Origin of the sequence: Williamsia sp. D3, assembly GCF_000506245.1 — a bacterium.
GTDB classification, from domain to species: Bacteria; Actinomycetota; Actinomycetes; order Mycobacteriales; family Mycobacteriaceae; genus Williamsia; species Williamsia muralis.
The window spans coordinates 82,125-106,108 of record NZ_AYTE01000018.1; the positions used below are offsets into that span (position 1 = coordinate 82,125).

17 protein-coding genes, 3 rRNA genes and 2 pseudogenes are annotated in these 23,984 nt (G+C 62.4%); 19 read left to right on the forward strand and 3 right to left on the reverse strand.

What is annotated here, in order from left to right; all coding sequences use genetic code 11:
* The first annotated feature begins 49 nt into the window (after window positions 1-49).
* From atpD to W823_RS42195, 3 genes are all read left to right on the forward strand, one after another.
* Window positions 50-1,501 carry a F0F1 ATP synthase subunit beta gene (gene atpD / locus W823_RS42185; RefSeq protein WP_023957901.1) on the forward strand — a complete coding sequence of 484 codons (1,452 nt, stop codon included), beginning with the start codon at window positions 50-52 and terminating at the stop codon, window positions 1,499-1,501.
* A gap of 9 nt (window positions 1,502-1,510) precedes the next feature.
* Entirely contained in the window at window positions 1,511-1,897 is a 387-nt protein-coding gene (locus tag W823_RS42190; protein WP_023957903.1) for a F0F1 ATP synthase subunit epsilon, read from the forward strand.
* A 134-nt stretch (window positions 1,898-2,031) separates the two neighbouring features.
* A complete protein-coding gene (locus W823_RS42195) occupies window positions 2,032-2,472 on the forward strand; it encodes a DUF2550 domain-containing protein (protein WP_051406508.1) in 441 nt (146 codons plus the stop codon).
* An 8-nt stretch (window positions 2,473-2,480) separates the two neighbouring features.
* Here W823_RS42195 and W823_RS42200 read toward each other — a convergent pair whose 3' ends face one another.
* Window positions 2,481-3,086: a cob(I)yrinic acid a,c-diamide adenosyltransferase gene (locus W823_RS42200; protein ID WP_023957907.1), complete on the reverse strand. Its 606-nt coding sequence runs from the start codon at window positions 3,084-3,086 to the stop codon at window positions 2,481-2,483.
* On the opposite strand from W823_RS42200, the gene W823_RS42205 reads away from it, so the two are divergent.
* The 8 genes and pseudogenes from W823_RS42205 (at window position 3,085) to W823_RS42240 (ending at window position 11,978) form a co-directional block, all read left to right on the forward strand.
* Window positions 3,085-3,327, forward strand: coding sequence for a hypothetical protein (locus tag W823_RS42205; protein WP_023957909.1), 243 nt, complete (start codon window positions 3,085-3,087; stop codon window positions 3,325-3,327). The two genes, W823_RS42200 and W823_RS42205, sit on opposite strands and share 2 nt — an antisense overlap.
* 10 nt (window positions 3,328-3,337) lie before the next feature.
* Complete coding sequence (gene murA / locus W823_RS42210) at window positions 3,338-4,603, forward strand: UDP-N-acetylglucosamine 1-carboxyvinyltransferase (RefSeq protein ID WP_023957911.1); 1,266 nt, start codon at window positions 3,338-3,340, stop codon at window positions 4,601-4,603.
* Between the two features lie 158 nt (window positions 4,604-4,761).
* Window positions 4,762-6,033, forward strand: a complete 1,272-nt coding sequence (gene mdo / locus W823_RS42215) for an NDMA-dependent methanol dehydrogenase (RefSeq protein WP_023957913.1) — start codon at window positions 4,762-4,764, stop codon at window positions 6,031-6,033.
* Between the two features lie 27 nt (window positions 6,034-6,060).
* Window positions 6,061-7,115: pseudogene (locus tag W823_RS42220) on the forward strand (AAA family ATPase).
* Entirely contained in the window at window positions 7,112-8,710 is a 1,599-nt protein-coding gene (locus W823_RS42225) for a VWA domain-containing protein (RefSeq protein ID WP_369792609.1), read from the forward strand. The pseudogene W823_RS42220 and the gene W823_RS42225 overlap by 4 nt, the downstream one beginning before the upstream one ends.
* 69 nt (window positions 8,711-8,779) lie before the next feature.
* Entirely contained in the window at window positions 8,780-9,943 is a 1,164-nt protein-coding gene (locus tag W823_RS42230; protein ID WP_235189526.1) for an iron-containing alcohol dehydrogenase, read from the forward strand.
* A complete protein-coding gene (locus W823_RS42235; protein WP_023957921.1) occupies window positions 9,940-11,310 on the forward strand; it encodes a histidine kinase in 1,371 nt (456 codons plus the stop codon). The genes W823_RS42230 and W823_RS42235 overlap by 4 nt, the downstream gene beginning before the upstream one ends.
* The gene (locus W823_RS42240) at window positions 11,310-11,978 is read left to right on the forward strand and encodes a response regulator transcription factor (protein ID WP_023957923.1); all 669 of its coding nucleotides are present in this window, start codon (window positions 11,310-11,312) and stop codon (window positions 11,976-11,978) included. Before W823_RS42235 ends, W823_RS42240 begins: the two co-directional genes overlap by 1 nt.
* Here W823_RS42240 and mftM read toward each other — a convergent pair.
* Entirely contained in the window at window positions 11,975-12,820 is an 846-nt protein-coding gene (gene mftM / locus W823_RS42245; protein WP_023957925.1) for a mycofactocin oligosaccharide methyltransferase MftM, read from the reverse strand. The genes W823_RS42240 and mftM overlap by 4 nt on opposite strands.
* Before the next feature lie 866 nt (window positions 12,821-13,686).
* On the opposite strand from mftM, the gene W823_RS42250 reads away from it, so the two are divergent.
* The 7 genes and pseudogenes from W823_RS42250 (at window position 13,687) to W823_RS59595 (ending at window position 22,815) form a co-directional block, all read left to right on the forward strand.
* Window positions 13,687-15,208 (forward strand): 16S ribosomal RNA (locus W823_RS42250).
* 392 nt (window positions 15,209-15,600) lie between these two features.
* Window positions 15,601-18,737, forward strand: a 23S ribosomal RNA gene (locus tag W823_RS42255).
* Window positions 18,738-18,838: 101 nt separating this feature from the next.
* Window positions 18,839-18,955 (forward strand): 5S ribosomal RNA (gene rrf / locus W823_RS42260).
* The 16S, 23S and 5S rRNA genes sit together here, the layout of an rRNA operon.
* Before the next feature lie 321 nt (window positions 18,956-19,276).
* A pseudogene (locus W823_RS42265) lies at window positions 19,277-20,302 on the forward strand (flavin monoamine oxidase family protein); the annotation flags it as partial.
* Between the two features lie 74 nt (window positions 20,303-20,376).
* Window positions 20,377-20,652 (forward strand): FAD-dependent oxidoreductase, encoded by a 276-nt coding sequence (locus tag W823_RS59590; RefSeq protein WP_369792610.1) that lies wholly within the window; start codon window positions 20,377-20,379, stop codon window positions 20,650-20,652.
* Between the two features lie 148 nt (window positions 20,653-20,800).
* On the forward strand, window positions 20,801-22,393 hold the full coding sequence (locus W823_RS57235; RefSeq protein ID WP_369792611.1) for an HAD-IIA family hydrolase: 1,593 nt from the start codon (window positions 20,801-20,803) through the stop codon (window positions 22,391-22,393).
* The gene (locus tag W823_RS59595; protein ID WP_369792612.1) at window positions 22,336-22,815 is read left to right on the forward strand and encodes an HAD hydrolase-like protein; all 480 of its coding nucleotides are present in this window, start codon (window positions 22,336-22,338) and stop codon (window positions 22,813-22,815) included. The genes W823_RS57235 and W823_RS59595 overlap by 58 nt, the downstream gene beginning before the upstream one ends.
* Before the next feature lie 11 nt (window positions 22,816-22,826).
* Here the strand turns inward: W823_RS59595 and W823_RS42275 are convergent, their stop codons facing one another.
* A complete protein-coding gene (locus W823_RS42275) occupies window positions 22,827-23,678 on the reverse strand; it encodes a shikimate 5-dehydrogenase (protein ID WP_023957927.1) in 852 nt (283 codons plus the stop codon).
* Window positions 23,679-23,714: 36 nt separating this feature from the next.
* Between W823_RS42275 and W823_RS42280 the strand changes: the two genes are divergently transcribed.
* Window positions 23,715-23,975 (forward strand): hypothetical protein, encoded by a 261-nt coding sequence (locus W823_RS42280; protein WP_023957931.1) that lies wholly within the window; start codon window positions 23,715-23,717, stop codon window positions 23,973-23,975.
* Window positions 23,976-23,984 lie beyond the last annotated feature (9 nt).

The following is a 23,984-nucleotide window of genomic DNA, read 5'->3' on the forward strand; positions in this document are numbered from 1 at the left end:
AGGCGGTCGCGGATCACCACCCGCGCACCGACAAAGAGGAAGAGACAACATGACCACAGCTGTAACCGAATCCGTCTCGGGTTCGACCGCAGACTCGGTGACCGGCCGGGTCGTACGAGTCATCGGACCTGTCGTCGACGTGGAGTTCCCGCGTGGCGCAGTGCCCGAGCTTTTCAATGCTCTACATGCCGAGATCACGCTGCCCTCGGTGGCCAAGAAGTTGACGCTCGAGGTCGCTCAGCACCTCGGTGACAATCTTGTCCGCACCATCTCGATGCAGCCGACCGACGGCTTGACCCGGGGTACCGAGGTCTCCGACACCACCAAGCCGATCTCGGTGCCTGTTGGTGACGTGGTCAAGGGACACGTCTTCAACGCTCTCGGCGACTGCCTCGACACACCGGGGCTCGGTCGCGACGGCGAGCAGTGGGGCATTCACCGTAAGCCACCAGCCTTCGATCAGCTCGAGGGCAAGACCGAGATCCTGGAAACGGGCATCAAGGTCATCGACCTTCTCACCCCGTACGTCAAGGGCGGAAAGATCGGTCTGTTCGGTGGTGCCGGTGTCGGCAAGACCGTCCTCATCCAGGAGATGATCACCCGTATCGCTCGCGAGTTCTCCGGCACCTCGGTGTTCGCCGGCGTCGGTGAGCGCACCCGTGAGGGCACCGACCTCCACCTCGAGATGGAGGAGATGGGCGTTCTCCAGGACACCGCCTTGGTGTTCGGCCAGATGGACGAGCCGCCGGGCACGCGTATGCGCGTGGCCCTGTCCGCGCTGACGATGGCGGAGTACTTCCGCGACGTCAAGAACCAGGACGTGTTGCTCTTCATCGACAACATCTTCCGGTTCACGCAGGCCGGTTCCGAGGTCTCCACGCTGCTCGGCCGCATGCCGTCTGCCGTTGGTTACCAGCCGACCCTGGCCGACGAGATGGGTGAGCTCCAGGAGCGCATCACATCGACGCGTGGTAACTCGATCACCTCGCTGCAGGCGATCTACGTGCCCGCCGACGACTACACCGACCCGGCGCCGGCCACCACCTTCGCGCACCTCGACGCCACCACCGAGTTGTCCCGTCCGATCTCGCAGCTGGGTATCTACCCGGCGGTGGATCCGCTGACGTCGACCTCGCGGATCCTGGAGGCCTCGATCGTCGGAGACGAGCACTTCCGCGTCGCCAACGAGGTCAAACGGATCCTCCAGAAGTACAAGGAACTGCAGGACATTATCGCCATCCTCGGTATGGACGAGCTGTCCGAAGAGGACAAGGTCACCGTCCAGCGCGCGCGTCGTATCCAGAAGTTCCTCGGACAGAACTTCCTGGTCGCCGAGAAGTTCACCGGTCAGAAGGGTTCGGTTGTCTCACTTGCCGACACGATCGAGGCATTCGACCGGGTTGCCAAGGGTGAGTTCGATCACCTGCCCGAGCAGGCGTTCAACAGCTGTGGTGGTCTCGATGACGTCGAGGCTGCTGCCGCACGAATCTCCGGGAAGTGACCGAAATCCATGGCTGACACCGCATTTCACATCGAGGTCGTCTCGGCGGACACGCGGCTGTACTCGGGTGAGGCGACCTTCGTGATCGCTCAGACCACCGAAGGTGAGCTGGGTGTCCTCGCCAATCACGAGCCGTTGCTGGGACAATTGGTCGAAGGCGGTTTCGTGTTGATCGAGGAAGAGGGCGGTCAACGCAAAGTCGCGGCCGTGCAGGGTGGTTTTCTGTCGGTCACCGGTGAGACCGTCACCGTCCTCGCCGAGTCTGCCGAGTGGGCAGACGAGGTCGACGCCGACGCAGAACGTTCCGTTCTGGAGTCGGAAGAAGAGGGCAGCGAGCGTTACATCCGTGCGCAGTCTCGGCTGCGTGCGGTCGAAGAGCTGGGCCACGTGAAGTAGATCGTCGATCGGATGGCATCCTGGTGACCAGGGGACCATCTGGACGGCTAGCCGTTTCCCCGGTCCCCGCGAACTTCGAGGAGTTTGCGGGGACCGGTGGTGTTTTCTAGCGGGGGCAGAAGGAGGTGTCGGTTGTGCACTGGAATCTGATTGCCCTTGCGGTGTTGGTACTGGTCACCTTGGCGATGTTCTACGTTTTTTATCGCATCAATCAGCTGCGCGGCGCGGGTACTTCTGCACTGTTGCGCGAACTACCCGCTGATGACGGTCGAGCGTGGCGGCATGGCGTGGTGCGTTATGACGACAACGCGATGGAGTACTTCCGGCTCCGCAGCATGCGTCCCGGCCCCAACCGCCTGGTTCTCCGTCAGGTTGTCGTGTCCAAAGGGCGCCGCGGGCCCACGCCGTCCGAGGCCGATGTGATGGACGACGACATGGTGATCCTCGAACTGGCCGACCGGGACGGTGCGTTCGAGCTTGCGCTCGACGGCGGCGCCGTCACAGCCTTTCAATCCTGGCTCGAATCCCGCCCGTCTCAGCGTGCCGAACGCACGGGTCGCGAGCGCCGCCGCTGATCTGCGACCTACTGGTCGTTTCCCGTTCCAGATTTGGCGCGGGTTCGCTGCTCGCCCGGCTGCCAGAGCACGTCTCCGCCCGGGTTGGCGACTCTCGACAAGATGAAGAGCAAGTCGGACAACCTGTTCAGGTACTTGGCCGGCAACGCGCTCGTGTCGTCGGGATGAGCGTCGATGGCAGCCCACGCAGACCTCTCCGCCCGTCGTGTGACGGTCCGGGCCACATGCAACAGCGCGCTCAGCGGACTGCCCCCCGGCAAAATGAACGAATTGAGGGGTTCCAGCTTGTCGGTGTAGTGGTCGCACCACACCTCGAGATCGTCGATGTAGCTCTGTAGCAGCCGCAGCGGGGGGTACTTCGGATCCGGGACGACCGGTGTCGAGAGGTCGGCGCCGGCATCGAACAGATCGTTCTGCACGCGCGTGAGGATCTCGGCGATCTCCGGGGTCGGGTTGCCGAGAGCCAGAGCCGCCCCGATCGCGGCATTTGCCTCGTCACAGTCTGCGTAGGCGATCACCCTCGGGTCGTTCTTCGACACTCGGGAGAAGTCGCTCAACCCGGTTTCGCCGTTGTCTCCGGTTCGGGTGTAGATGCGGGTCAGGTGTACAGCCATGGATGAAATCTACCCGTCGGCGCGGTCGATGACGGTATGGGCAACGGACACGGTGACCTTTGTCCTGATGTATCTGCTGGTGCAGAGGGAGCGATCGTTCGGTGTTCCGAGTGGGGAAAACTGCGACCGCGCAACGAAATTCGCGATTTCGGTCTCGACGGAGATACTTCCGGGTGTCTATTTCGGGGAGGGCTTGGACAAGTGGCGGGCCGTCGGGGTCGCGCTGCGACCGGTCGCTTAGGCTACGTGTCGTGGATGATCGTTTTCTGGTGACGGGGGGCGCGCGGCTGACCGGTGAGGTCGAGGTCGTGGGCGCCAAGAACAGCGTGCTGAAGCTGATGGCAGCTGCCCTGTTGGCGGAAGGCACCACAACCATCACCAACTGCCCGCAGATCCTCGATGTCCCTCTGATGGCCGAGGTCCTGCGCGGACTCGGAGCGTCGGTGAGCCATTCGGGCGACACCGTGGTCATCGACACCCCGGCCGAGCCCAAGTTCCACGCGGACTTCGACGCGGTGAAGCAGTTCCGGGCCTCGGTGTGTGTTCTCGGGCCCCTGATCGCAAGATGCCGTCGAGCTGTGGTCGCGTTGCCGGGCGGCGACGCGATCGGTTCCCGGCCGCTCGACATGCACCAGAACGGGCTACGCCTTCTCGGTGCGCGCAGTGTCATCGAGCACGGTTGTGTGGTCGCCGAGGCCGACACGTTGATCGGCGCGCCGATCGCACTCGAGTTCCCCTCTGTCGGAGCCACGGAGAACATCCTCATGGCAGCGGTGCTGGCCGAGGGCGTGACGACGATCGACAACGCCGCGCGTGAACCCGAGATCGTCGATCTGTGCGTCATGCTGCAGCAGATGGGTGCCAAGATCTCCGGGGCGGGCACGTCAACCCTGACCGTAGAGGGGGTGGACCGTCTCCAACCGGTCACCCACCGGGTCATCGGAGACCGCATCGTGGCCGCCACGTGGGCGATCGCGGCCGTGATGACCCGCGGCGACATCGCGGTCAGGGGTGTCGACCCTCAACATCTCCAGCTCGTTCTCACAAAGCTGTCCGGGGCAGGCGCGACGGTCACCCAATACGAGAATGGCTTCAGGGTCGCCCAGTCCGGCCGGCCCGTTGCCGTGAACTACTCGACTCTGCCGTTCCCCGGATTTCCGACCGACCTGCAGCCGATGGCCATCGCCCTCGCGTCGATCAGCGACGGGATGTCGGTGATCACCGAGAACGTCTTCGAGGCTCGCTTTCGTTTCGTCGAGGAAATGGTCCGGCTGGGGGCAGACGCCCGGACCGATGGCCATCACGCGGTGATCCGCGGTATCGAACGACTGTCGAGCGCGCCGGTCTGGAGTTCGGACATCCGTGCCGGAGCCGGCCTGGTCCTGGCCGGCCTGGTGGCCGATGGCGTCACGGAGGTTCACGATGTCTCCCACATCGACCGCGGCTATCCGGACTTCGTCGAGATCATGCGGAGCCTCGGCGCGCAGATCGAACGGGTCGAGCCGCTTCCGCAGTAGTGACCGAAGCGGTGGACCTGTCCTGATGGCCAGGTGGCCGTGCTGACGTGATGGACATGAAGGCCCACTGCGCGGGTCAGGTGACCTTGTTTCCGGTGTGAGCTGGGCAACATCCTTGTGAGGCAACAGTTTCCGCCCAGCACAAGGAGATATACGCCATGGCCATCGAGCTCAACCAGATCTGGGAATTCCCGATCAAGGAGTTTCACCCGTTCCCCAAGGCGAAACTGGGGGTCGGCGCTCACGACATGATCGGTGTCGAGGCCAAGGAACTGGGTATGTCGCGGGTCCTGCTGATGACAACCGGGCTCCGCGGCTCGGGCATCATCGAAGAACTCACCGGCAAGATCGAGTACCAGGGCGTGGACGTGGTGCTGTTCGATCAGGTGGAGTCCAATCCCAAGGACTACAACTGCATGGATGCGGCCGCCCTCTATCAGTCGGAGAAATGCGACGGGATCATCTCCGTGGGTGGCGGTTCGAGCCACGACGCCGCAAAGGGTGCCCGGATGGTCATCGCCCATGACGGGCGCAACATCAACGAGTTCGAGGGATTCTCCAAGGCGACCAACAAGGAGAACCCCAAACACATCGCGGTGTCCACCACGGCGGGTACCGGCTCGGAGACCTCGTGGGCTTACGTCATCACCGACACCTCCGACATGGCGAATCCACACAAATGGGTGGCCTTCGACGACACCTGCCTCGTCGACCTCGCGATGGATGATCCGCTGTTGTACTACACATGCCCGCAGCACTTCACCGCATTCTGCGGGTTCGATGTCTTGGCCCACGCCAGCGAGCCCTACGTGTCGCGGCTCGACTTCGCCCCGTCGCTGGGCAACGCCAAGTACTCGATCGAGCTCATTCGCGACCATCTACGGACCGCGGTCTACGATCCGAAGAATCTGGAAGCGCGGACCGGCATGATGCATGCGCAGTACATTGCGGCACAGGCCTTCAACTCCGGCGGACTGGGCCTGGTGCATTCGCTGTCGCACGCGGTCAGCGCCTTCTACGACAGTCATCACGGCTTGAACAACGCCATCGCATTGCCCCGGGTGTGGGAATACAACCTGCCCTCCCGTTTCGAGCGCTATGCCGAGATCGCCAAGTTGATGGGCGTCGACACGTCCAAGATGACCACGGTTCAGGCAGCGGATGCCGCGGTCGAAGAGGCCATCCGATTGTCGAAGGATCTGGGCATCCCTGACAACTTCGGTCAGCTGCGGATCGACAGCTACGACAAGAACCGGATGAACACGGGCAAGTACGAAGGTCGTGGCGACAAGATGGACACCTCGGACAAGCAGGTCCAGGCGATCGCCGAACATATGATGGGGGACTGGTGCACGCCGGGCAACCCGCGCGAGTCGACTGTCGAATCCCTGATCCCGATGGTGTCGCACGCTTTCAGCGGTTCGTACTGACACCGGATTCGGGCAAGAGAGGACACCATGACGGAGTTGGCGTACGAATCCCGGATCGACTCGGACGCAGCATCATTCGGCAGCCCGGAAGCTCTGGCAGAGGCGTTGCGCGGCAACGGTTATGTCATCGACCACGACCTCTCGGTGGTGGTTCATCTCGCTACCGTGCTCGGCAGACCGCTGTTGCTGGAAGGTCCGGCCGGCGTCGGCAAGACCGAACTCGCCAAATCGCTGGCCGCAGCGTCGGGACGCCGACTGGTCCGCCTGCAGTGTTACGAGGGTCTCGACGATTCCCGGGCGCTGTACGAATGGGACTACGCACGTCAACTCCTTCATGTACAGATGCTCCGGGACCGCATCACGACCGAGTTGGCAGGGTATGCCGACCTGGCCGCGGCGTCGGCAGCGCTTGCCCGCGAAGATGTCGGGGTGTTCACCGAGGATTTCTTGGTGGCCCGGCCCTTGCTGGAGGCGATCCTGTCGCCTGAGCCCGTTGTGTTGCTGATCGACGAGGTCGACCGCACGGACGAGGCCATGGAGGCGGTGATGCTGGAGGTCCTGGCCGAACAGCAGGTGACCGTGCCGGAATTGGGGAGCTTCACCGCCCGCTCGCAGCCGTGGATCGTTCTGACCTCGAACGATACCCGCGAGCTGTCGGCGGCACTCAAGCGTCGGTGCGTTCACTTCTCGGTCGACTACCCGGATGCCGCACGGGAGCGTGAGATCGTGGCGTCGCGTGCGCCCGAGGTCGAGGAGTCTGCGGTCGCGGACGCGTGGCGCTCGCCGGGCGGCTCCGGGCGATGCCGTTACGCAAGAGTCCATCGATCGCTGAGGTGGTGGATGCGGCGCGGGCGGCTTCGGTGCTCGGCGGGGTGTCGGGTGAGAACACCCGGGCGCTGCTGTCCTTGCTCGTCAAGTTCGGCGCAGACGTCGAGACCGTCCAGGCGCAGTTGTCGGGTGACGATGCCCGAGACGGCGCCAGTACTGGTGGGGCTCCCGCCGCCGCGGGCGGCGGAACGCGGGGGTCGGTCACGGCAGCGGCCTTCGGAGCCGGCCGGGCACGGGCGTCGGGCCGACGATGATCACGGGTCGCGATCCCGTACTCGACGTGCTTGCGGGCGTGCTCGGACGGATGTTGCGGCACCGAGGGGTGCGGGTGTCGCCGGCCGAGACGATCGAGGCCCGCCGTGTCCTGGCCCTCTACGGATCAGAGCTGTCGGTGTTGCGCCCTGCGCTGCAGGCGGTCACCGTCAAGTACGACTACGAGCGACCGGCCTTCGACGCGGTGTTCGACGCACTGTTCGTGACCGGGCCCGCATCGGTCGATGACCCTGGAGCCCTGCCGACCGTGCGGGGGACCCCCGGCGGATTGCCAGATGAGTTCGAATGGGATGACGAACTGCAGGGCGCCGCCCGGATGGTCGGGGCCGACGAACACACCGAAGAGGTCGGCGATCTTTTCGGCTCGGATCCCGAACGAAGTGAACGCCATGGTGAGTCGGCGCACCGCGAGGAGAACGATTTCACGGTCTCGGCGGGCGCGGAAGCTCTTGCGGTTAACCCGGATTCGGGTTCGACACAGGGTGGTATCACGTACACGATCGAGGTGGACAACGCCGGCTCGGCCACAGCCGGTGACCTCTCGTCGGCGCCGATGCGAGTGCGATCGGGCATCCTCTCGCTCGTGGACGCGCAAGCCGTGTTGGACCGGCTCGATGACTACGACGCACGGCGCGTCTACGGGACCGCCGGCGCCGACGACCTCGATCCGGCTCAGCTCGAACACCTGATGGCCGCGATCGAGTCTTTCGTCGAGGCGCACACCCGGGACGCGCCGGCCGCCGACGACGAACCCCGTCCCGGGGACGCAACGACGCCGACGATCAGCCGAGCAGACATCGATCAGGCGTGCCACCGGATCGTCCGACGCATGCGAGGTGCCCCGCGTACTCGCGCACGGACTCAGGGCCGTGGCCGGCTGGCGATCCGGCACACCCTCCGGGCGGCGCTGCGTACCGATGGAGACCCTGTCGACCTCTATCGGCGCACGCGGGCGGCGGGGCGGGTTCGGTTGGTCATCGTCGTGGACGTGTCCTTGTCGGTACGCCCGGTCACCGGCTTCATCCTGCGGCTCGCACAGTCCCTGCATCACATCGCCGACCGGTGCACGGTCCTGGCCTTCGTCGACAATCCGATCGATGTCACGACTCCACTGCTCGTCGGCACCGGGGATGATGCGCTGGCGCGGATCTTGTCTGCTCCTGGCCTCGATCTTGCGGCCACGAGCGACTATGGCAGCGTCCTGGACGGATTGCTGACAACACACGGTGGTGTGCTCGACGCTCGTACGAGTGTTTTGTTTGTCGGCGATGCCCGCGGTAACGGGTTGCTGCGCGGGCCGACCTACTCGGCGAAGTGCGCCGCCGCACGCACCGACTCGCCTGGGTCACTCCTGAGCCACGCCGATACTGGAGCCAGACCGGTTGCGGGATGGGCGAGTACGCCGAGTATTGCGACGCCGTGGTGGTGGCGCGCGATGCAGAGGAACTTCTCGACCGGGCCGACGAGATCGGTACGGCATTGTCGTGACGGAGAGCGGGACCAGGAAAGCGACCTTGAGGTGACGACACGACACCAGTTGACAGAAACCGTGTTGAGCGGGCCACGTGGTCACTAGGGTCGAGAGTGGGTGCGGCGCGCGCGACCGAGACACCGGCTGCCACCCACGGACAGGAATCGGATCATGATGCGCAGCATGCCGTCCCCACGGATCGTGAAGTTCCATGCTCCCGAGATGATCATCGGCGACGGTGCACTGGCCGAGGCCGCTCTTGCTGCTTCCCGACTGGGGATGCGCCGGCCGCTGGTGGTCTCCGATCGAAAGATCCGTGCGACGCCGTGGTTCGACGAGTTGTCCGGCAGGATCGTGTCGGTCGGATTGCATTCGGATTGTTTCACCGGTATCTCGCCCAATCCTCGTGCCCAGGAGGTCGCAGCGGCGTTCGAGCAGTACAAACGACACGGGGGCGACGGGATCATCGCGCTCGGAGGCGGGTCGGTGATCGACGCGGCCAAGGGCGTGGCAATCTTGGCGTCGAACGGCGGCCACATCCTCGAATACGAAGGCATCGACCGGGCAACGCGTCCGTTGCCTCCGGTGGTGGCCATTCCGACCACCGCCGGCAGTGGCTCGGATGTGTCCCAGTTCTGCATCGTCAACGACCCAGCACGACATACCAAGATCACGATCATCGGTCGGGGCCTGGTCCCCGACGTCACCGTCGTGGACCCACGGGTGCTGGCCACGGTTCCACCCGAGGTCACTGCCCAATGCGGAATGGATGTGCTGACCCATTGCATCGAGGCCTACGTTTCCATCGCCCATAGCCGGATGACGGATACATTTGCGCTGCAGGCTCTTTCGACCACCTGGCGTCATCTCGAACGACTGGTCGACAACCCTGCCGATCCCGAGGCGTCGGTGGCCATGGCCCACGCTTCACTCGAAGCGGGCATGGCGTTCACCAATGCGATCCTCGGGGCGGCGCACGCCATGAGCCACCCAGTCGGCGGGCATTGCGATGCTGCACACGGCGCCATCAACTCGGTGCTGCTGCCGCACGTCATCCGCTACAACGCCCACGTGTGTGCCGACGGTTTCGTCGATCTGGCGGAGGCAGTGGGGCTGTCCACTCACGGAACACCGATGAGTGTGGCCGATCGGCTCGCCGATCAGGTCTCGAGGTTCGCCCTTCGGATCGGCATGCCGGCAAGTCTGTCGCCACTCGGGGTGAACAGCACGGACATCGAGATGCTCTCCGCGCACGCGCTGGCCGACTCGTGCATGACCACCAATCCGCGCCAGCCGGACGCGGCCACCGTCGCCGATCTGTACCGGGAGGCGCTGTGACGGGCCGGCCGTCGGGTCCTGGGCCCAGCGACCTGGAGTCACTGGTCGGCCTACGTTCGGTCAAAGGCAGTCACTATGCGCAGTTCAGGGGTGTCGAGCAACGCCTGACGCGCGTGGTGGGCGCGCTGGAACGGATCTCCCGAGCGCTCGTGCGCACGGCGGAGGGACCCGAGACCCTGGTGTTGTCGGTGCTCGACGCAGCGCGCGAGCATCTCGGGGCCCAATGGGTCCTTTTTGCGTTGAGCGATGGTCGACTCGAACGTACGGGGCCGCGCCACCTCATGATGGATGCGGACGGTGATGTGTACGCCTTCGAAGGCGCGGGTTCGGCGGGCAAACCGGTGGGCTTACCCGACGAAGTGCTCAACCGGCTCAACGACGTCCTCCGTGGGCAGATGACGAGATTGGGCCGGCCGGTCATCGAAGCCCACCACATCCACGTACCGGTCGAGTTGAACGGAGAGGTCGTCGGAGGACTGTCCGCGTGGATCTCGCAGACGCACACCGTCGATCCGACCGACGTGGTGGTTCTTCGGATTCTCGCAGGTCAGGCCACAGTGGCGCTTCTGAACGCGGCCCTGTTCGAGGAGAGCCGGCACCTGCTGGTGCGCGCCGAGCAGGCGTACGAGGAGAGCCGTCGTCACGCCGCACACCTCGCCGAGCGCAACGCCGAACTCGAACGCACTCAGCGCGAACTCTCGGCGGCCATGCGCCAAGAGGTCCTCAACACCGAGCGCGCACGTATCGCGCGGGAGCTCCACGACTCGGTTGCACAGTCGGTGTTGTCGGCCGGCGTCCAGATCGAGGTGTGCCGCATCGATGCCGACCCGGCGATCGCGGATCGGCTCGCCGTGGCGGGGAAGTTGACCAAAGATGCCGTCGAGCAGGTGCGATCGGTCATCTACACGCTCAATCACGCTCCCTCCGATCGTGCCGGTGACCTGGCCGCCATCCTGGACGAACTCTGTTCGATGCACATGCCGGATGATCTCCGGACCGACGTCAGGGTGATCGGCCGTCAGCGAGACCTGGCCCACGACATCCAGCACGCGATCTTGCGGATAGCAGGAGAGGCGTTGTTCAACACCGCGGTGCACGCCCAGGCAACCAATGCTCGAGTTGTGCTCCTCTACTCCGAGAGCGACGTCCGTCTGACCGTCGACGACGACGGCTCCGGTGACCCCGACTACATGCGCCGGGTGATGCGCGCCGCGACCGTGGGTGACCTGGCCGGACGGCATCACGGGCTCGCGAACATGCGATCCCGGGCCGCAGAGCTCAGTGGCGATCTGAGGATTCGCCGCTCCCGGCTCGGCGGCGTACGCATCGTGGTGGAGATCCCGACAACTGACAGGGTGGACAGATGATGGACGTGACCGACCGCGCACCTGCCGGGGGCAAACGACCGATCCGGACCATGCTGGTGGACGACCATGCGCTGCTGCGCGAGGGGATGCGCTCTCTCCTGGAACGCGAGAGCTCCATTTCGGTTGTGGGAGAGGCCGATACCGTCGGCGAGGCGCTCGAAGGCGCAGCCAGGTTCGCGCCCGACGTGATGGTTGTCGACCTCAAGCTCACAGCCGGTACCGACTATGAGGGCCTGCGTCTGATCAGCGAGTTGACACGGCGGCATCCAGCGGTCGCGGCACTGGTTCTCACCACGTTCCTCGACGACGACCTGGTGGTCCGTGCCGTTCGCAGCGGCGCGAAGGGCTACGTGGTGAAAGACATCGACACCACCGAGTTGGTGCGGGCGATCAAGTCCGTGTCGAGGGGAGAAAGCGCCTTCGACTCGCGCAGCGCAGCTGTGGTGCTACGCGCGGTCACCGGGCAAGGACACTCCGAGACACTGACCGAACGGGAGCGCCAGGTCTTGCGGTTGCTCGCCGACGGCAGCTCCAACAAGAGCATCGGCGAGACGCTGTTCATCTCCGCGTCAACCGTTAAGTTCCACATTCGCAACATCATTCGGAAACTGGGCGTCTCCAAGCGCACGGAGGCGGTGTACGCGGCCAGTAAGCGTGGCCTGATCTAGCGACCGTTGTGATCAGCCGCCAGGACGAGCCAGCCACCGTGGTCGGAGAACGTCAGGGCGTCCGGCTGTCCGGCGGTCTCGGCCCACCGGGCCAACGTCTGCGGGGTGAGTGTGTGGTGATGGCCGAAGTGTGCGCTCGCGACCTGCTCATAAGGAACGGCGATCACAACCCGCCGGCGAGCCACGCGTAGTGCCTCGGCGATGGCGATGTCCGCACCACCGGGCAAATGCTCGAGCAGGTGGATCAGGGTGACCGTGTCGACGAAGTCATCCGGGTAGGGGAGCGCGAGGGCGTCACCGCACGCGACCTGCACATCCGATGTGCGCTGCCGCGCGGCCTCGTCGAGCAGTCGCACCGCCCCGGCTGAGATGTCGCACGCGTACACGTCGGCGCAGTGGCCCGCCGCGGCTTGCAACGCGAGGAATCCGAAACAGCAACCGACCTCCAAGAGGCTCGATCCGCTGATGAGGGAGAGCGCTCGCCTGTGGATGGGTGCAAATGGCGATCGGCCAGCCGACAACTCACGCAGAGAATTGGCGTAGAAAGCGCGCCAACAGTCGCCTGCGTCATCGGCGCAGGTGAGAATCACGCCGGTCGCCGCGTCTTCGAACTGCTGCCGGCCCTCGAGGACACCACGCTGCACCAGCCCTTCGAGCTCAGCGACCATGCGAGCGTCGGACACAGTGGCGAGGTCGAGGTCATGACCGATTTCGAGGCGACCCGTGCGGCCGTGCCTCCATTGCAGGGCCCCCACCCGTCGCGCACCCGAGCCCGGTGAGCCTTGTTGCACCACAACGCAATCGGTGACATAGCGAGTGTGGGACAGGAGCGCGGTGGTCATTCTCCGACGCTATGGGGGAGGGGAACGGAGGGTAACTGTCCAAATGGTGGGGACCGCTCGACAAATGGGCAGTATTGCGGACCGTCCGGGATGGCCCGGTGTCAATACGACACGCTCACTCACCGCGCGTGTTGGTGATCACAGCAGGTCGAATTGGCGAAAGTGCTCCCCAGGCCTGGAATGCGGAGCCATAAGCGCAGCGCTGACCTGCACCGATGCACGCGTAAGCAGCTGTTGTCCAGGCGATTTGACGTTGCATGTCCGACCCGCGTAACTTTCTTCAAGTCAGCGAGTGAGGCGCCGGAGAGCGAGAGTCCGGAGCGGCCAAGAACACCGACGGGATGTTTTCCTGAAGGAACAACGCTGACCGCCCAAGTTCGAAACGAGTCCACTGAAAAGTGGAGCGTATCGACGCGGGTGGCCCAAGGTCCTGTGACCTTCGGGAGCCACGAACGGCCTCAAAACCGGGAGTTGCGCCGAGATTGCAGAGCTGGTAGGCTGGTAGAGTTGCCTCGGAGACGGAGACGGAGACGGGGACAACAACAGCTAGACAACAATATCCTTACCGGGATGGCACCACATATAACGGTGTCGAAGTCGGTACGGGGTGTGTTCTTTGAGAACTCGATAGTGTGTCGATGGATTGTTAGTGCCAATTTAGGTGCTGCATTTCTGTCATTGATGAGGCCCTTTGGGGGTTTGGTTGGTGATGGTGTGTGGTGCCGGCATTAGTTAGATATTATTTTGATCCCATCGCAGGTTTTGAGTCCTGTGGTGGTGTCAGTTTTTGTTTGGTTGGGATTGTGAAATCTCTTCAGGACATATTTTTTTGAAGATCACCTTTATTGGTGTTCTTTTGGAAGGTTTTCATGGAGAGTTTGATCCTGGCTCAGGACGAACGCTGGCGGCGTGCTTAACACATGCAAGTCGAACGATGAAGCCAGCTTGCTGGTGGATTAGTGGCGAACGGGTGAGTAACACGTGGGTGATCTGCCCCAAACTTTGGGATAAGCCTGGGAAACTGGGTCTAATACCGAATATGACCGATACTCGCATGGGTGTTGGTGGAAAGCTCCGGCGGTTTGGGATGGGCCCGCGGCCTATCAGCTTGTTGGTGGGGTAATGGCCTACCAAGGCGACGACGGGTAGCCGGCCTGAGAGGGCGACCGGCCACACTGGGACTGAGACACGGCCCAGACTCCTACGGGAGGCAGCAGTGGGGAATATTGCACAATGGGCGCAAGCCTGATGCAGCGACGCCGCGTGAGGGATGACGGCCTTCGGGTTGTAAACCTCTTTCACCAGGGACGAAGCGAAAGTGACGGTACCTGGAGAAGAAGCACCGGCCAACTACGTGCCAGCAGCCGCGGTAATACGTAGGGTGCGAGCGTTGTCCGGAATTACTGGGCGTAAAGAGCTCGTAGGCGGTTTGTCGCGTCGTTCGTGAAAACTTGGGGCTTAACTCCAAGCGTGCGGGCGATACGGGCAGACTTGAGTACTACAGGGGAGACTGGAATTCCTGGTGTAGCGGTGAAATGCGCAGATATCAGGAGGAACACCGGTGGCGAAGGCGGGTCTCTGGGTAGTAACTGACGCTGAGGAGCGAAAGCGTGGGTAGCGAACAGGATTAGATACCCTGGTAGTCCACGCCGTAAACGGTGGGTACTAGGTGTGGGTTCCTTTTCACGGGATCCGTGCCGTAGCTAACGCATTAAGTACCCCGCCTGGGGAGTACGGCCGCAAGGCTAAAACTCAAAGGAATTGACGGGGGCCCGCACAAGCGGCGGAGCATGTGGATTAATTCGATGCAACGCGAAGAACCTTACCTGGGTTTGACATACACCAGAAAGCCATAGAGATATGGCCCCCCCTTGTGGTTGGTGTACAGGTGGTGCATGGCTGTCGTCAGCTCGTGTCGTGAGATGTTGGGTTAAGTCCCGCAACGAGCGCAACCCTTGTCCTGTGTTGCCAGCACGTAATGGTGGGGACTCGCAGGAGACTGCCGGGGTCAACTCGGAGGAAGGTGGGGATGACGTCAAGTCATCATGCCCCTTATGTCCAGGGCTTCACACATGCTACAATGGCCGGTACAGAGGGCTGCGATACCGTGAGGTGGAGCGAATCCCTTAAAGCCGGTCTCAGTTCGGATCGGGGTCTGCAACTCGACCCCGTGAAGTCGGAGTCGCTAGTAATCGCAGATCAGCAACGCTGCGGTGAATACGTTCCCGGGCCTTGTACACACCGCCCGTCACGTCATGAAAGTTGGTAACACCCGAAGCCGGTGGCCCAACCCCTTGTGGGAGGGAGCCGTCGAAGGTGGGATTGGCGATTGGGACGAAGTCGTAACAAGGTAGCCGTACCGGAAGGTGCGGCTGGATCACCTCCTTTCTAAGGAGCAACATAAACTGCGGTCGATGGGTTGCTTTGTACCAGCCCCGCTTGCTGCTTCGGCAGTGGGTGTGATCGTGGTGGCCCCGCTGCACAGGCGAATGTTCTGTGGTGGGAGCTCATGGGTGAAACGCTAACAATGTCGGGGTCTTCGCTTTGGCGAGGTTCTGATGCTCATGTCTGCGAGGACGTGGGGCATTGACACACTATTGGGTCCTGAGGGAACACACTGTGAGGTGGGTTTGCTCTGGATTTAACGATGATGCCGGCTGATGCGGGTGCCTGTTATCGCGGAGGGGTGAAGATTCTTCTGCGGGGTGCCGGTTGGTGGGTGTGTGTTGTTTGAGAATTGCACAGTGGATGCGAGCATCTTTATTTTGTTTTGATAATGTTTGTAAGTGTGTAAGAGCGTACGGTGGATGCCTTGGCACCAGGAGCCGATGAAGGACGTAGGAGGCTGCGATAAGCCTCGGGGAGCTGTCAACCGAGCTGTGATCCGAGGGTGTCCGAATGGGGAAACCCAGCACGAGTGATGTCGTGTTACCCGCATCTGAATATATAGGGTGTGTGGAGGGAACGTAGGGAAGTGAAACATCTCAGTACCTACAGGAAGAGAAAACAACATGTGATTCCGTGAGTAGTGGCGAGCGAAAGCGGATGAGGCTAAACCATGGATGTGTGATAGCCGGCGGGCGTTGCATTCGTGGGGTTGTGGGATCCATTGTGTCAATTCTGCCGGGTTGGCCAACAGTGAGAAATCGTTGTGTTAGGCGAAGTGGTCTGGAACGGCCTGTCGTAGAGGGTGAGAATCCCGTAGCCGAAAATGTGACGACTGTTGATATGGACACCCAAGTAGCAGCGGGCCCGTGAAATCTGCTGTGAATCTGTCGGGACCACCCGATAAGCCTGAATACTCCCTGGTGACCGATAGCGGACTAGTACCGTGAGGGAAAGGTGAAAAGTACCCCGGGAGGGGAGTGAAATAGTACCTGAAACCGTGCGCTTACAATCCGTCAAAGCTGATGCAGTCTTTAGTGGCTGGTTGGTGATGGCGTGCCTTTTGAAGAATGAGCCTGCGAGTTAGTGCTCGGTGGCGAGGTTAACCCGTGTGGGGTAGCCGTAGCGAAAGCGAGTCCGAATAGGGCGTTAGAGTCGCCGGGTCTAGACCCGAAGCGGAGTGATCTACCCATGGCCAGGTTGAAGCGACGGTAAGACGTCGTGGAGGACCGAACCCACTTCAGTTGAAAATGGAGGGGATGAGCTGTGGGTAGGGGTGAAAGGCCAATCAAACTCCGTGATAGCTGGTTCTCCCCGAAATGCATTTAGGTGCAGCGTCGCATGTTTCTCGCTGGAGGTAGAGCTACTGGATGGCCGATGGGCCCTACAAGGTTACTGACGTCAGCCAAACTCCGAATGCCAGTGAGTGAGAGTGCGGCAGTGAGACTGCGGGCGATAAGGTTCGTAGTCGAGAGGGAAACAGCCCAGATCGCCGGCTAAGGCCCCTAAGCGTGTACTAAGTGGAAAAGGATGTGGGGTCGCGAAGACAACCAGGAGGTTGGCTTAGAAGCAGCCACCCTTGAAAGAGTGCGTAATAGCTCACTGGTCAAGTGATCCTGCGCCGACAATGTAGCGGGGCTCAAGTACACCGCCGAAGCCGCGGCACTCACACGTTAGCCCGTCTTTCTCCTGCGGGAGTTGGACTAGGTGTGTGGGTGGGTAGGGGAGCGTCCTGCATCCATGGAAGCATCGGAGTGATCCAGGTGTGGAGGGTGTGGGAGTGAGAATGCAGGCATGAGTAGCGAAAGCGAAGTGAGAAACTTCGCCGCCGAATGACCAAGGGTTCCTGGGCCAGGCTAATCCGCCCAGGGTGAGTCGGGACCTAAGGCGAGGCCGACAGGCGTAGTCGATGGACAACGGGTTGATATTCCCGTACCCGTGTAGTCGCGTCCGTGATGAATCAGCAGTACTAACCATCCTGAAGATCAAGGGTTACCTTCGGGTTTCGTTTGGTTGGATGCATGGGACCTTTGCTGGTAGTAGTCAAGCGATGGGGTGACGCAGGAAGGTAGTGGGGCCAGTCAGTGGTTGTACTGGTGTAAGCCTGTAGGGAGAGACATAGGCAAATCCGTGTCTCACATATCCTGAGAGGTGATGCGTAGCCGAATGAGGCGAATTCCATGATCCTATGCTGCCGAGAAAAGCCTCTAGCGAGTGGCGACACGGCCCGTACCCCAAACCAACACAGGTGGTCAGGTAGAGAATACTAAGGCGATCGAGAGAACTGTGGTTAAGGAACTCGGCAAAATGCCCCCGTAACTTCGGGAGAAGGGGGACCACGTCTGGTGATCAACTTTTCGTTGTGAGCTGGGTGTGGTCGCAGAGACCAGAGAGAAGCGACTGTTTACTAAAAACACAGGTCCGTGCGAAGTCGTAAGACGATGTATACGGACTGACGCCTGCCCGGTGCTGGAAGGTTAAGAGGACCGGTTAACACTTCGGTGTGAAGCTGAGAATTTAAGCCCCAGTAAACGGCGGTGGTAACTATAACCATCCTAAGGTAGCGAAATTCCTTGTCGGGTAAGTTCCGACCTGCACGAATGGCGTAACGACTTCTCTGCTGTCTCAACCACAGACTCGGCGAAATTGCATTACGAGTAAAGATGCTCGTTACGCGCGGCAGGACGAAAAAGACCCCGGGACCTTCACTATAGCTTGGTATTGGTGTTCGGTTCGGTTTGTGTAGGATAGGTGGGAGACTGTGAAGCATGCACGCCAGTGTGTGTGGAGTCGTTGTTGAAATACCACTCTGATCGTATTGGATATCTAACCTCGGACCATGATCTGGTTCAGGGACAGTGCCTGGTGGGTAGTTTAACTGGGGCGGTTGCCTCCTAAAATGTAACGGAGGCGCCCAAAGGTTCCCTCAGCCTGGTTGGCAATCAGGTGTTGAGTGTAAGTGCACAAGGGAGCTTGACTGTGAGACGTACATGTCGAGCAGGGACGAAAGTCGGGACTAGTGATCCGGCACCGGCAAGTGGAAGCGGTGTCGCTCAACGGATAAAAGGTACCCCGGGGATAACAGGCTGATCTTCCCCAAGAGTCCATATCGACGGGATGGTTTGGCACCTCGATGTCGGCTCGTCGCATCCTGGGGCTGGAGTAGGTCCCAAGGGTTGGGCTGTTCGCCCATTAAAGCGGCACGCGAGCTGGGTTTAGAACGTCGTGAGACAGTTCGGTCTCTATCCGCCGCGCGCGTAAGAAACTTGAGGAAACCTGTCCCTAGTACGAGAGGACCGGGACGGACGAACCTCTGGTGTGCCAGTTGTCCTACCAAGGGCACCGCTGGTTAGCTACGTTCGGAAGGGATAACCGCTGAAAGCATCTAAGCGGGAAGCCTGTTCCAAGATGAGGTTTCTCACCCTCTTAGCAGGGGTAAGGCCCCCCACAGACCATGGGGTAGATAGGCCAGAACTGGAAGCCCGGTAACGGGTGCAGGTGACTGGTACTAATCGGCCGAGGACTTACAACCAAAACAAATAACACTTGTTTCGCATCCACTGTGCAATATCTGAAACAACACACACATCTCAAAAAATAGGCCAGAAGATGTGTGTACTGGTTTCATAAAGTTACGGCGGCTATAGCGGAGGGGAAACGCCCGGCCCCATTCCGAACCCGGAAGCTAAGCCCTCCAGCGCCAATGGTACTGCACCCTAATCAGTGTGGGAGAGTAGGACACCGCCGAACACAACTCGCGAACGCCTCGTGCCTGACATCGAAAGATGTTGGACACGGGGCGTTTTTGCTATGTCCGAACACATCCGCGATGGGTGAGATGACGCCTTAAGTCGGACTTGCGCCTGGCTGCCTACATCAAAACTGGGTCAAACGACCCACTGCCGGATTCGGCGTCCTACACTTCTGGCCATGTCCTACACCGAAGATTTGCGCCCTGACCTGAGTGTTGCAGGGATGACCCGCAGACAGTTGTTGGGCGCGGCGGTGGCAGGGGCGATCTGTGTCTCCGTCGGAGCCACTGTTCTCGGAGCCGGGACATCCAACGCGGGAATGAACCCCGATGAGCTTCTCGACGTTGTCATCGTCGGGGGCGGTCTGTCGGGTCTTGCTGCTGCGAGATCTGTTGCAAGAGCCGGAAAGTCGGTGCGGGTTCTCGAGGCCCGCGAACGCGCCGGCGGACGTGTCCACAACATCACGACACCGAATCTAGGTGTCACTCTCGATGCCGGAGCGGAGTTCGTGGGTCCGACACAGACCCATATTGCCGCGTTGGCACGTGAGTACGGTGTTCTTTCAGTGCCCACCTACAACGAGGGCGTCAGCGTCTTCTGGAACAGCGGCCGGCGTTCCACCATGCCGAGTGCGCTGGGAGTGCCGATCGACCCGGCCAGCCCTGAGGCGGCGTTCGCACTCGCTCAGCTCGAGGTGCAAGGTCTGCTTCGATTCCCTGTGGGTGAACCATGGAAGCACCCTGACGCGTCCTACCTGGACTCGATCACCTGGAAGCAATGGCTGGAAGCCCGGTCGATGTCTCCGACCGCGAGGATGTTGCTCTCCCTTGCCTGTTCTGCAACCTTGTCGGTCGAACCAGACGAGGTGTCGGCGCTGTACTTCTTCAATTATGTTGCCGCGGCAGGAGACGAGGCCAACCCCGGTAGCCTCATCCGACTACTGAGTACCTCCGGTGGCGCCCAGGAGCGGCTCTTTGTAGGCGGTGCTGCGCTGATTCCGCTTCGAATGGCTGCAGCTCTGGGTGATCGCATGCTGTACAACGCCGCAGTCCGTCACATCTCGTGGGGCGGTGGGTTCGCGACCGTACAGAGTGATGCGGGGGCGTTGCGGGCTAGGAAGGTCATCGTTGCCATGTCGCCCGCGATCACCGGTCGAATCCAGTTCAGCCCTGGGCTGCCGGCAGGGCGCACCGGCTTACAGGACGGCTACCGGATGGGTGCCATCAGCAAGTTCGCAGCCGTGTACGCCGAGCCGTTCTGGCGTGCGAAGGGATTGTCGGGTCAGGTCATCGGAAACGGCGACCCGATCGACGTTTGCTTCGAGAACTATGCCGAAGGCAATCACGTCCTGATGGGGTTCATCTCGGCCGACGCGATGCGGCGGTTGGACAACGCGCCGCAGGAACAGCTGGTCGACGAGTGCATCAAGAACTTCGTCGACTATTTCGGTCCGGAGGCCCGCAACCACTTAGATCACGGCGTTTTTTCAAGTGGGATCTCGAACCGTGGTCGCAAGGTGGCCCGGTGGCCGTCAGCAGACCCGGAACGCTGACACGGTATGGCAGTTCCTTGCGAGCGCCCGTGGGCCCGGTCCACTGGGCTGGTACGGAGACTTCCGACTACTGGACCGGGTACATGGACGGCGCAGTGAGGTCCGGGGAACGTGCCGCTCGTGAGGTCATCGCTGCTTTGTAGAGGGCGCGTCACCGGCAATTCGTCGTGGAGGGCCCCCAGCGACTACCCTGGCGTGCGGCCAATCGGCCATCAACAGGCAACTACATAGCGTGAATCCATCGATTCGGCGGCCCGTCCGCTGCGGTGAGATCGTGACGAAGAGGCAGACGTGAACGACAGAATGAACCGTGGCAGTGGCGGAAATACCGGCGGCAGTGGACGTGGCAATCAACCCGGTGGCCGGTCATCCGACCGTCAGGGGGGATCGAACCGCTCGGGCGCAGACCGCGGACGCAACTTCCGCAACGACTCGGATGCACGCCGCGGAACCGGCTCGGCCAATCGGCCGCCCGAACCGCTCATCCCCGAAGACGTTGTGCCGCAGGATCTCGATACCGCTGTCCGCCGTGACCTCTTGAGTCTCGACCGCACCAACGCCGACACCGTGTCGCGGCACCTCATCATGACTTTCCGGCTGCTCGACGAGGATCCTCAGCTCGCCCTGGAACACGCACGCGCTGCGCGTCGTCGCGCCGGCCGGATCGCGATGGTCAGGGAGGCCGCCGGGCTCGCGGCCTACAACGCCCAGGAGTGGGCGGAGGCGCTGTCCGAACTGCGCGCAGCCCGCCGGATGTCAGGTGGGAACGCCCTACTGCCCATGATCGCCGACTGTGAGCGTGGACTGGGCCGGCCCGAGCGCGCAATCGATGTCGCCCGAAGCGAAGAAGCCCGGGCACTCACGGGCGAAGAGGCTGCCGAGATGCGCATCGTGGAGTCGGGCGCACGCCTCGATCTCGGCGACTTCGACAAGGCCATCGTCACCCTGCAGACCAAAGACCTCGACCCATCTCGGGTCGGTACCGAGGCCGCGCGCTACTTCTACGCCTATGCTGCGGCATTGCTGGCCGCCGGCCGTCGTGACGAGGCGATCACCTGGTTCATGAACGCCGCTGCCGCCGACGACGACGATGCGACCGACGCCGAGGAACGGCTCATGGAGCTGAGCAACCCCGAGGGCGTCGACACCGAGCTCGAAGAAAGTGGCTTGGCCGGCGAGGACGAGACCTCCACACCGACAACACTTGCCCAGTCCGCTCCGACAACCCGGTCGGTTCCTGTGGTTGCCGAGCCTGTTCAGGTGCCCGCTCCCGTTGTCCCGAAACTCATCCCGGCTGAGCCCGCCGAGCCGGGTGCGCGCCTGCGCGATGGCTACGACGTCCTGCTCCTGGATCTCGACGGCACCGTCTACGCCGGAAAAGACGAGATCCCCGGCGCAAGAGAAGCATTGGACGCCGGCGACCAGCGCAACTTCTACGTCACGAACAACGCCAGCCGTTCTCCCGACGATGTCGCCGCGCACCTGCGCGATCTCGGTTTCGCCGCCGAACCCGATGAGGTCGTCACCAGCGCTCAGACTGCCGCTCGGCTGGTCGCCGAACAGTTGCCGATGGGTTCGCGGGTCCTGGTCGTGGGAACCGACGCACTCGTCCACGAGGTCCGATCTGCAGGCCTCGGGGTGACACGAAGCGCCGACGATCGTCCGGCCGCTGTTGTGCAAGGACATTCGCCGGACACCGACTGGTCCAATCTCTCCGAGGCTGCCCTGGCGATCCGGGCCGCGCCCGCTGGGTTGCCTGCAACGTCGACGCCACGCTTCCGACCGACCGCGGACTCCTCGTCGGCAACGGTTCGATGGTGGCCGCCGTGGCAAACGCAACCGGGCAGCAACCGCAGGTCGCCGGAAAGCCTGCGGCACCGCTGATGATCGACGCGGTCAACCGCAGCGGTTCCAAGACGCCGCTGGTGGTCGGCGACCGACTCGACACCGATATCGAAGGCGCCAACGCCATCGAGGCGGACAGCTTGCTTGTCCTCACCGGGGTCAGCACCGCCGTTGATGCGCTGAATGCTCCGGAGGCGCAGCGCCCTACGTTCGTGTCGGCGGATCTCAGCGGACTCAACGCCGCGGCGGACGATGTTGTCGTCGGCCCGCGCCCCGGATGGCACGTCAGTGTCCTGGACGGCACGTTGACCGTGGTCGCTCAAGACGGTGCGGACGCGAGCGCGGTTCTCTACGCGGTGCTCCATGCCGCGTGGTCACAGGAGTCGCGTGCTCGCTGGACCGTCGAGGCCGCCGAAGAAGAAGCGCAAGCCGCTCTGATGGGTGCCGGTCTCCTGAGCTGAGTGCGGACCGGTCAGCTCCGAGAGAACTCGGATGCGGCCGCGATCTGTTCGTCGGTCGGGCGCACACCGGTGTACAGCACGAATTGCTCGGCCGCCTGCAGGGCGATCACCTGTGCGCCGGTGATGGTGGGTCGGTTCTCGAACGCCGCGATGAGTGGGGTGCGCGACGGCATCGCGACCACATCGAACGCGGCCTGTGCTGCCTCGACAACCTCGGTGGGGAAGGGCAGGCCGTGAGCGTCGGGGCCGCCTGCCATGCCGATCGGGGTCGCATTGACCAGTAGGTGTGGGCGGTCCGCGCCGAGGTCGGGTTGCCAGGTGAAGCCATATTGTTCTGCCAGCGCGGAACCGGCGTCACGGTTGCGGGCCACCACGACGGTGTTCTGGTATCCCTCATCGCGGAGAGCGGCGACCACCGCTTTGGCCATCCCTCCGCTACCGGCGATCGCTACTGAATAGTCTTTCGGTATCGCGCTGTCGCGCAACAGATTTGCTGCTGCCTGATAGTCGGTGTTGTAGGCATGGAGGACACCGTCCTCGTTGACGATCGTGTTCACCGAAGCGATTGCGGCGGCCGAATCATGCATCACGTCGACCAACTCGATGACTTCCTCCTTGAAGGGCATCGAGATTCCGGCACCGCGGATGCCGAGGGCTCGTAGACCTCCGATGGCAGTGGGCAGATCTGTTGTCGTGAACGCCTTGTAGACGTAGTCGAGCCCGATTTCGTTGTACAGATAGTTGTGAAACTTGGTGCCGATGTTGCTCGGCCGCCCCGACAGGGAGATACACAATTGCGTCTCACGGCGGAGGACACGGGCATCAGGTGCGTGGGACGGCGATCCGTCAGTGGTGGACGTCATCACTCGACGCTAACAATCGACTAGCCTTGGCAGGCGATGAACCATCCCCGCCCCGGCCCCATCCCAGGTCCCAGGCCCGGCCCCAGACCCGGGCCGGCTCCTGTCGAACCTGCATCCAACGTCGACCTCGGTGAGATCCGGGAGCGGGTGGCAGACCTGCTCGAGCAGGCCGATCAAGTCGCGGCCAGTGACGACGCCGAAGGCATGGGTCTGAACCAGCTCGCCCGGCAGGCCGAGCTGCTGGACAGAGCGCACACGGTACTCACCGAGGCCCTCGAAAAGGTCGATCGTGTCTGAGTGCCGTTC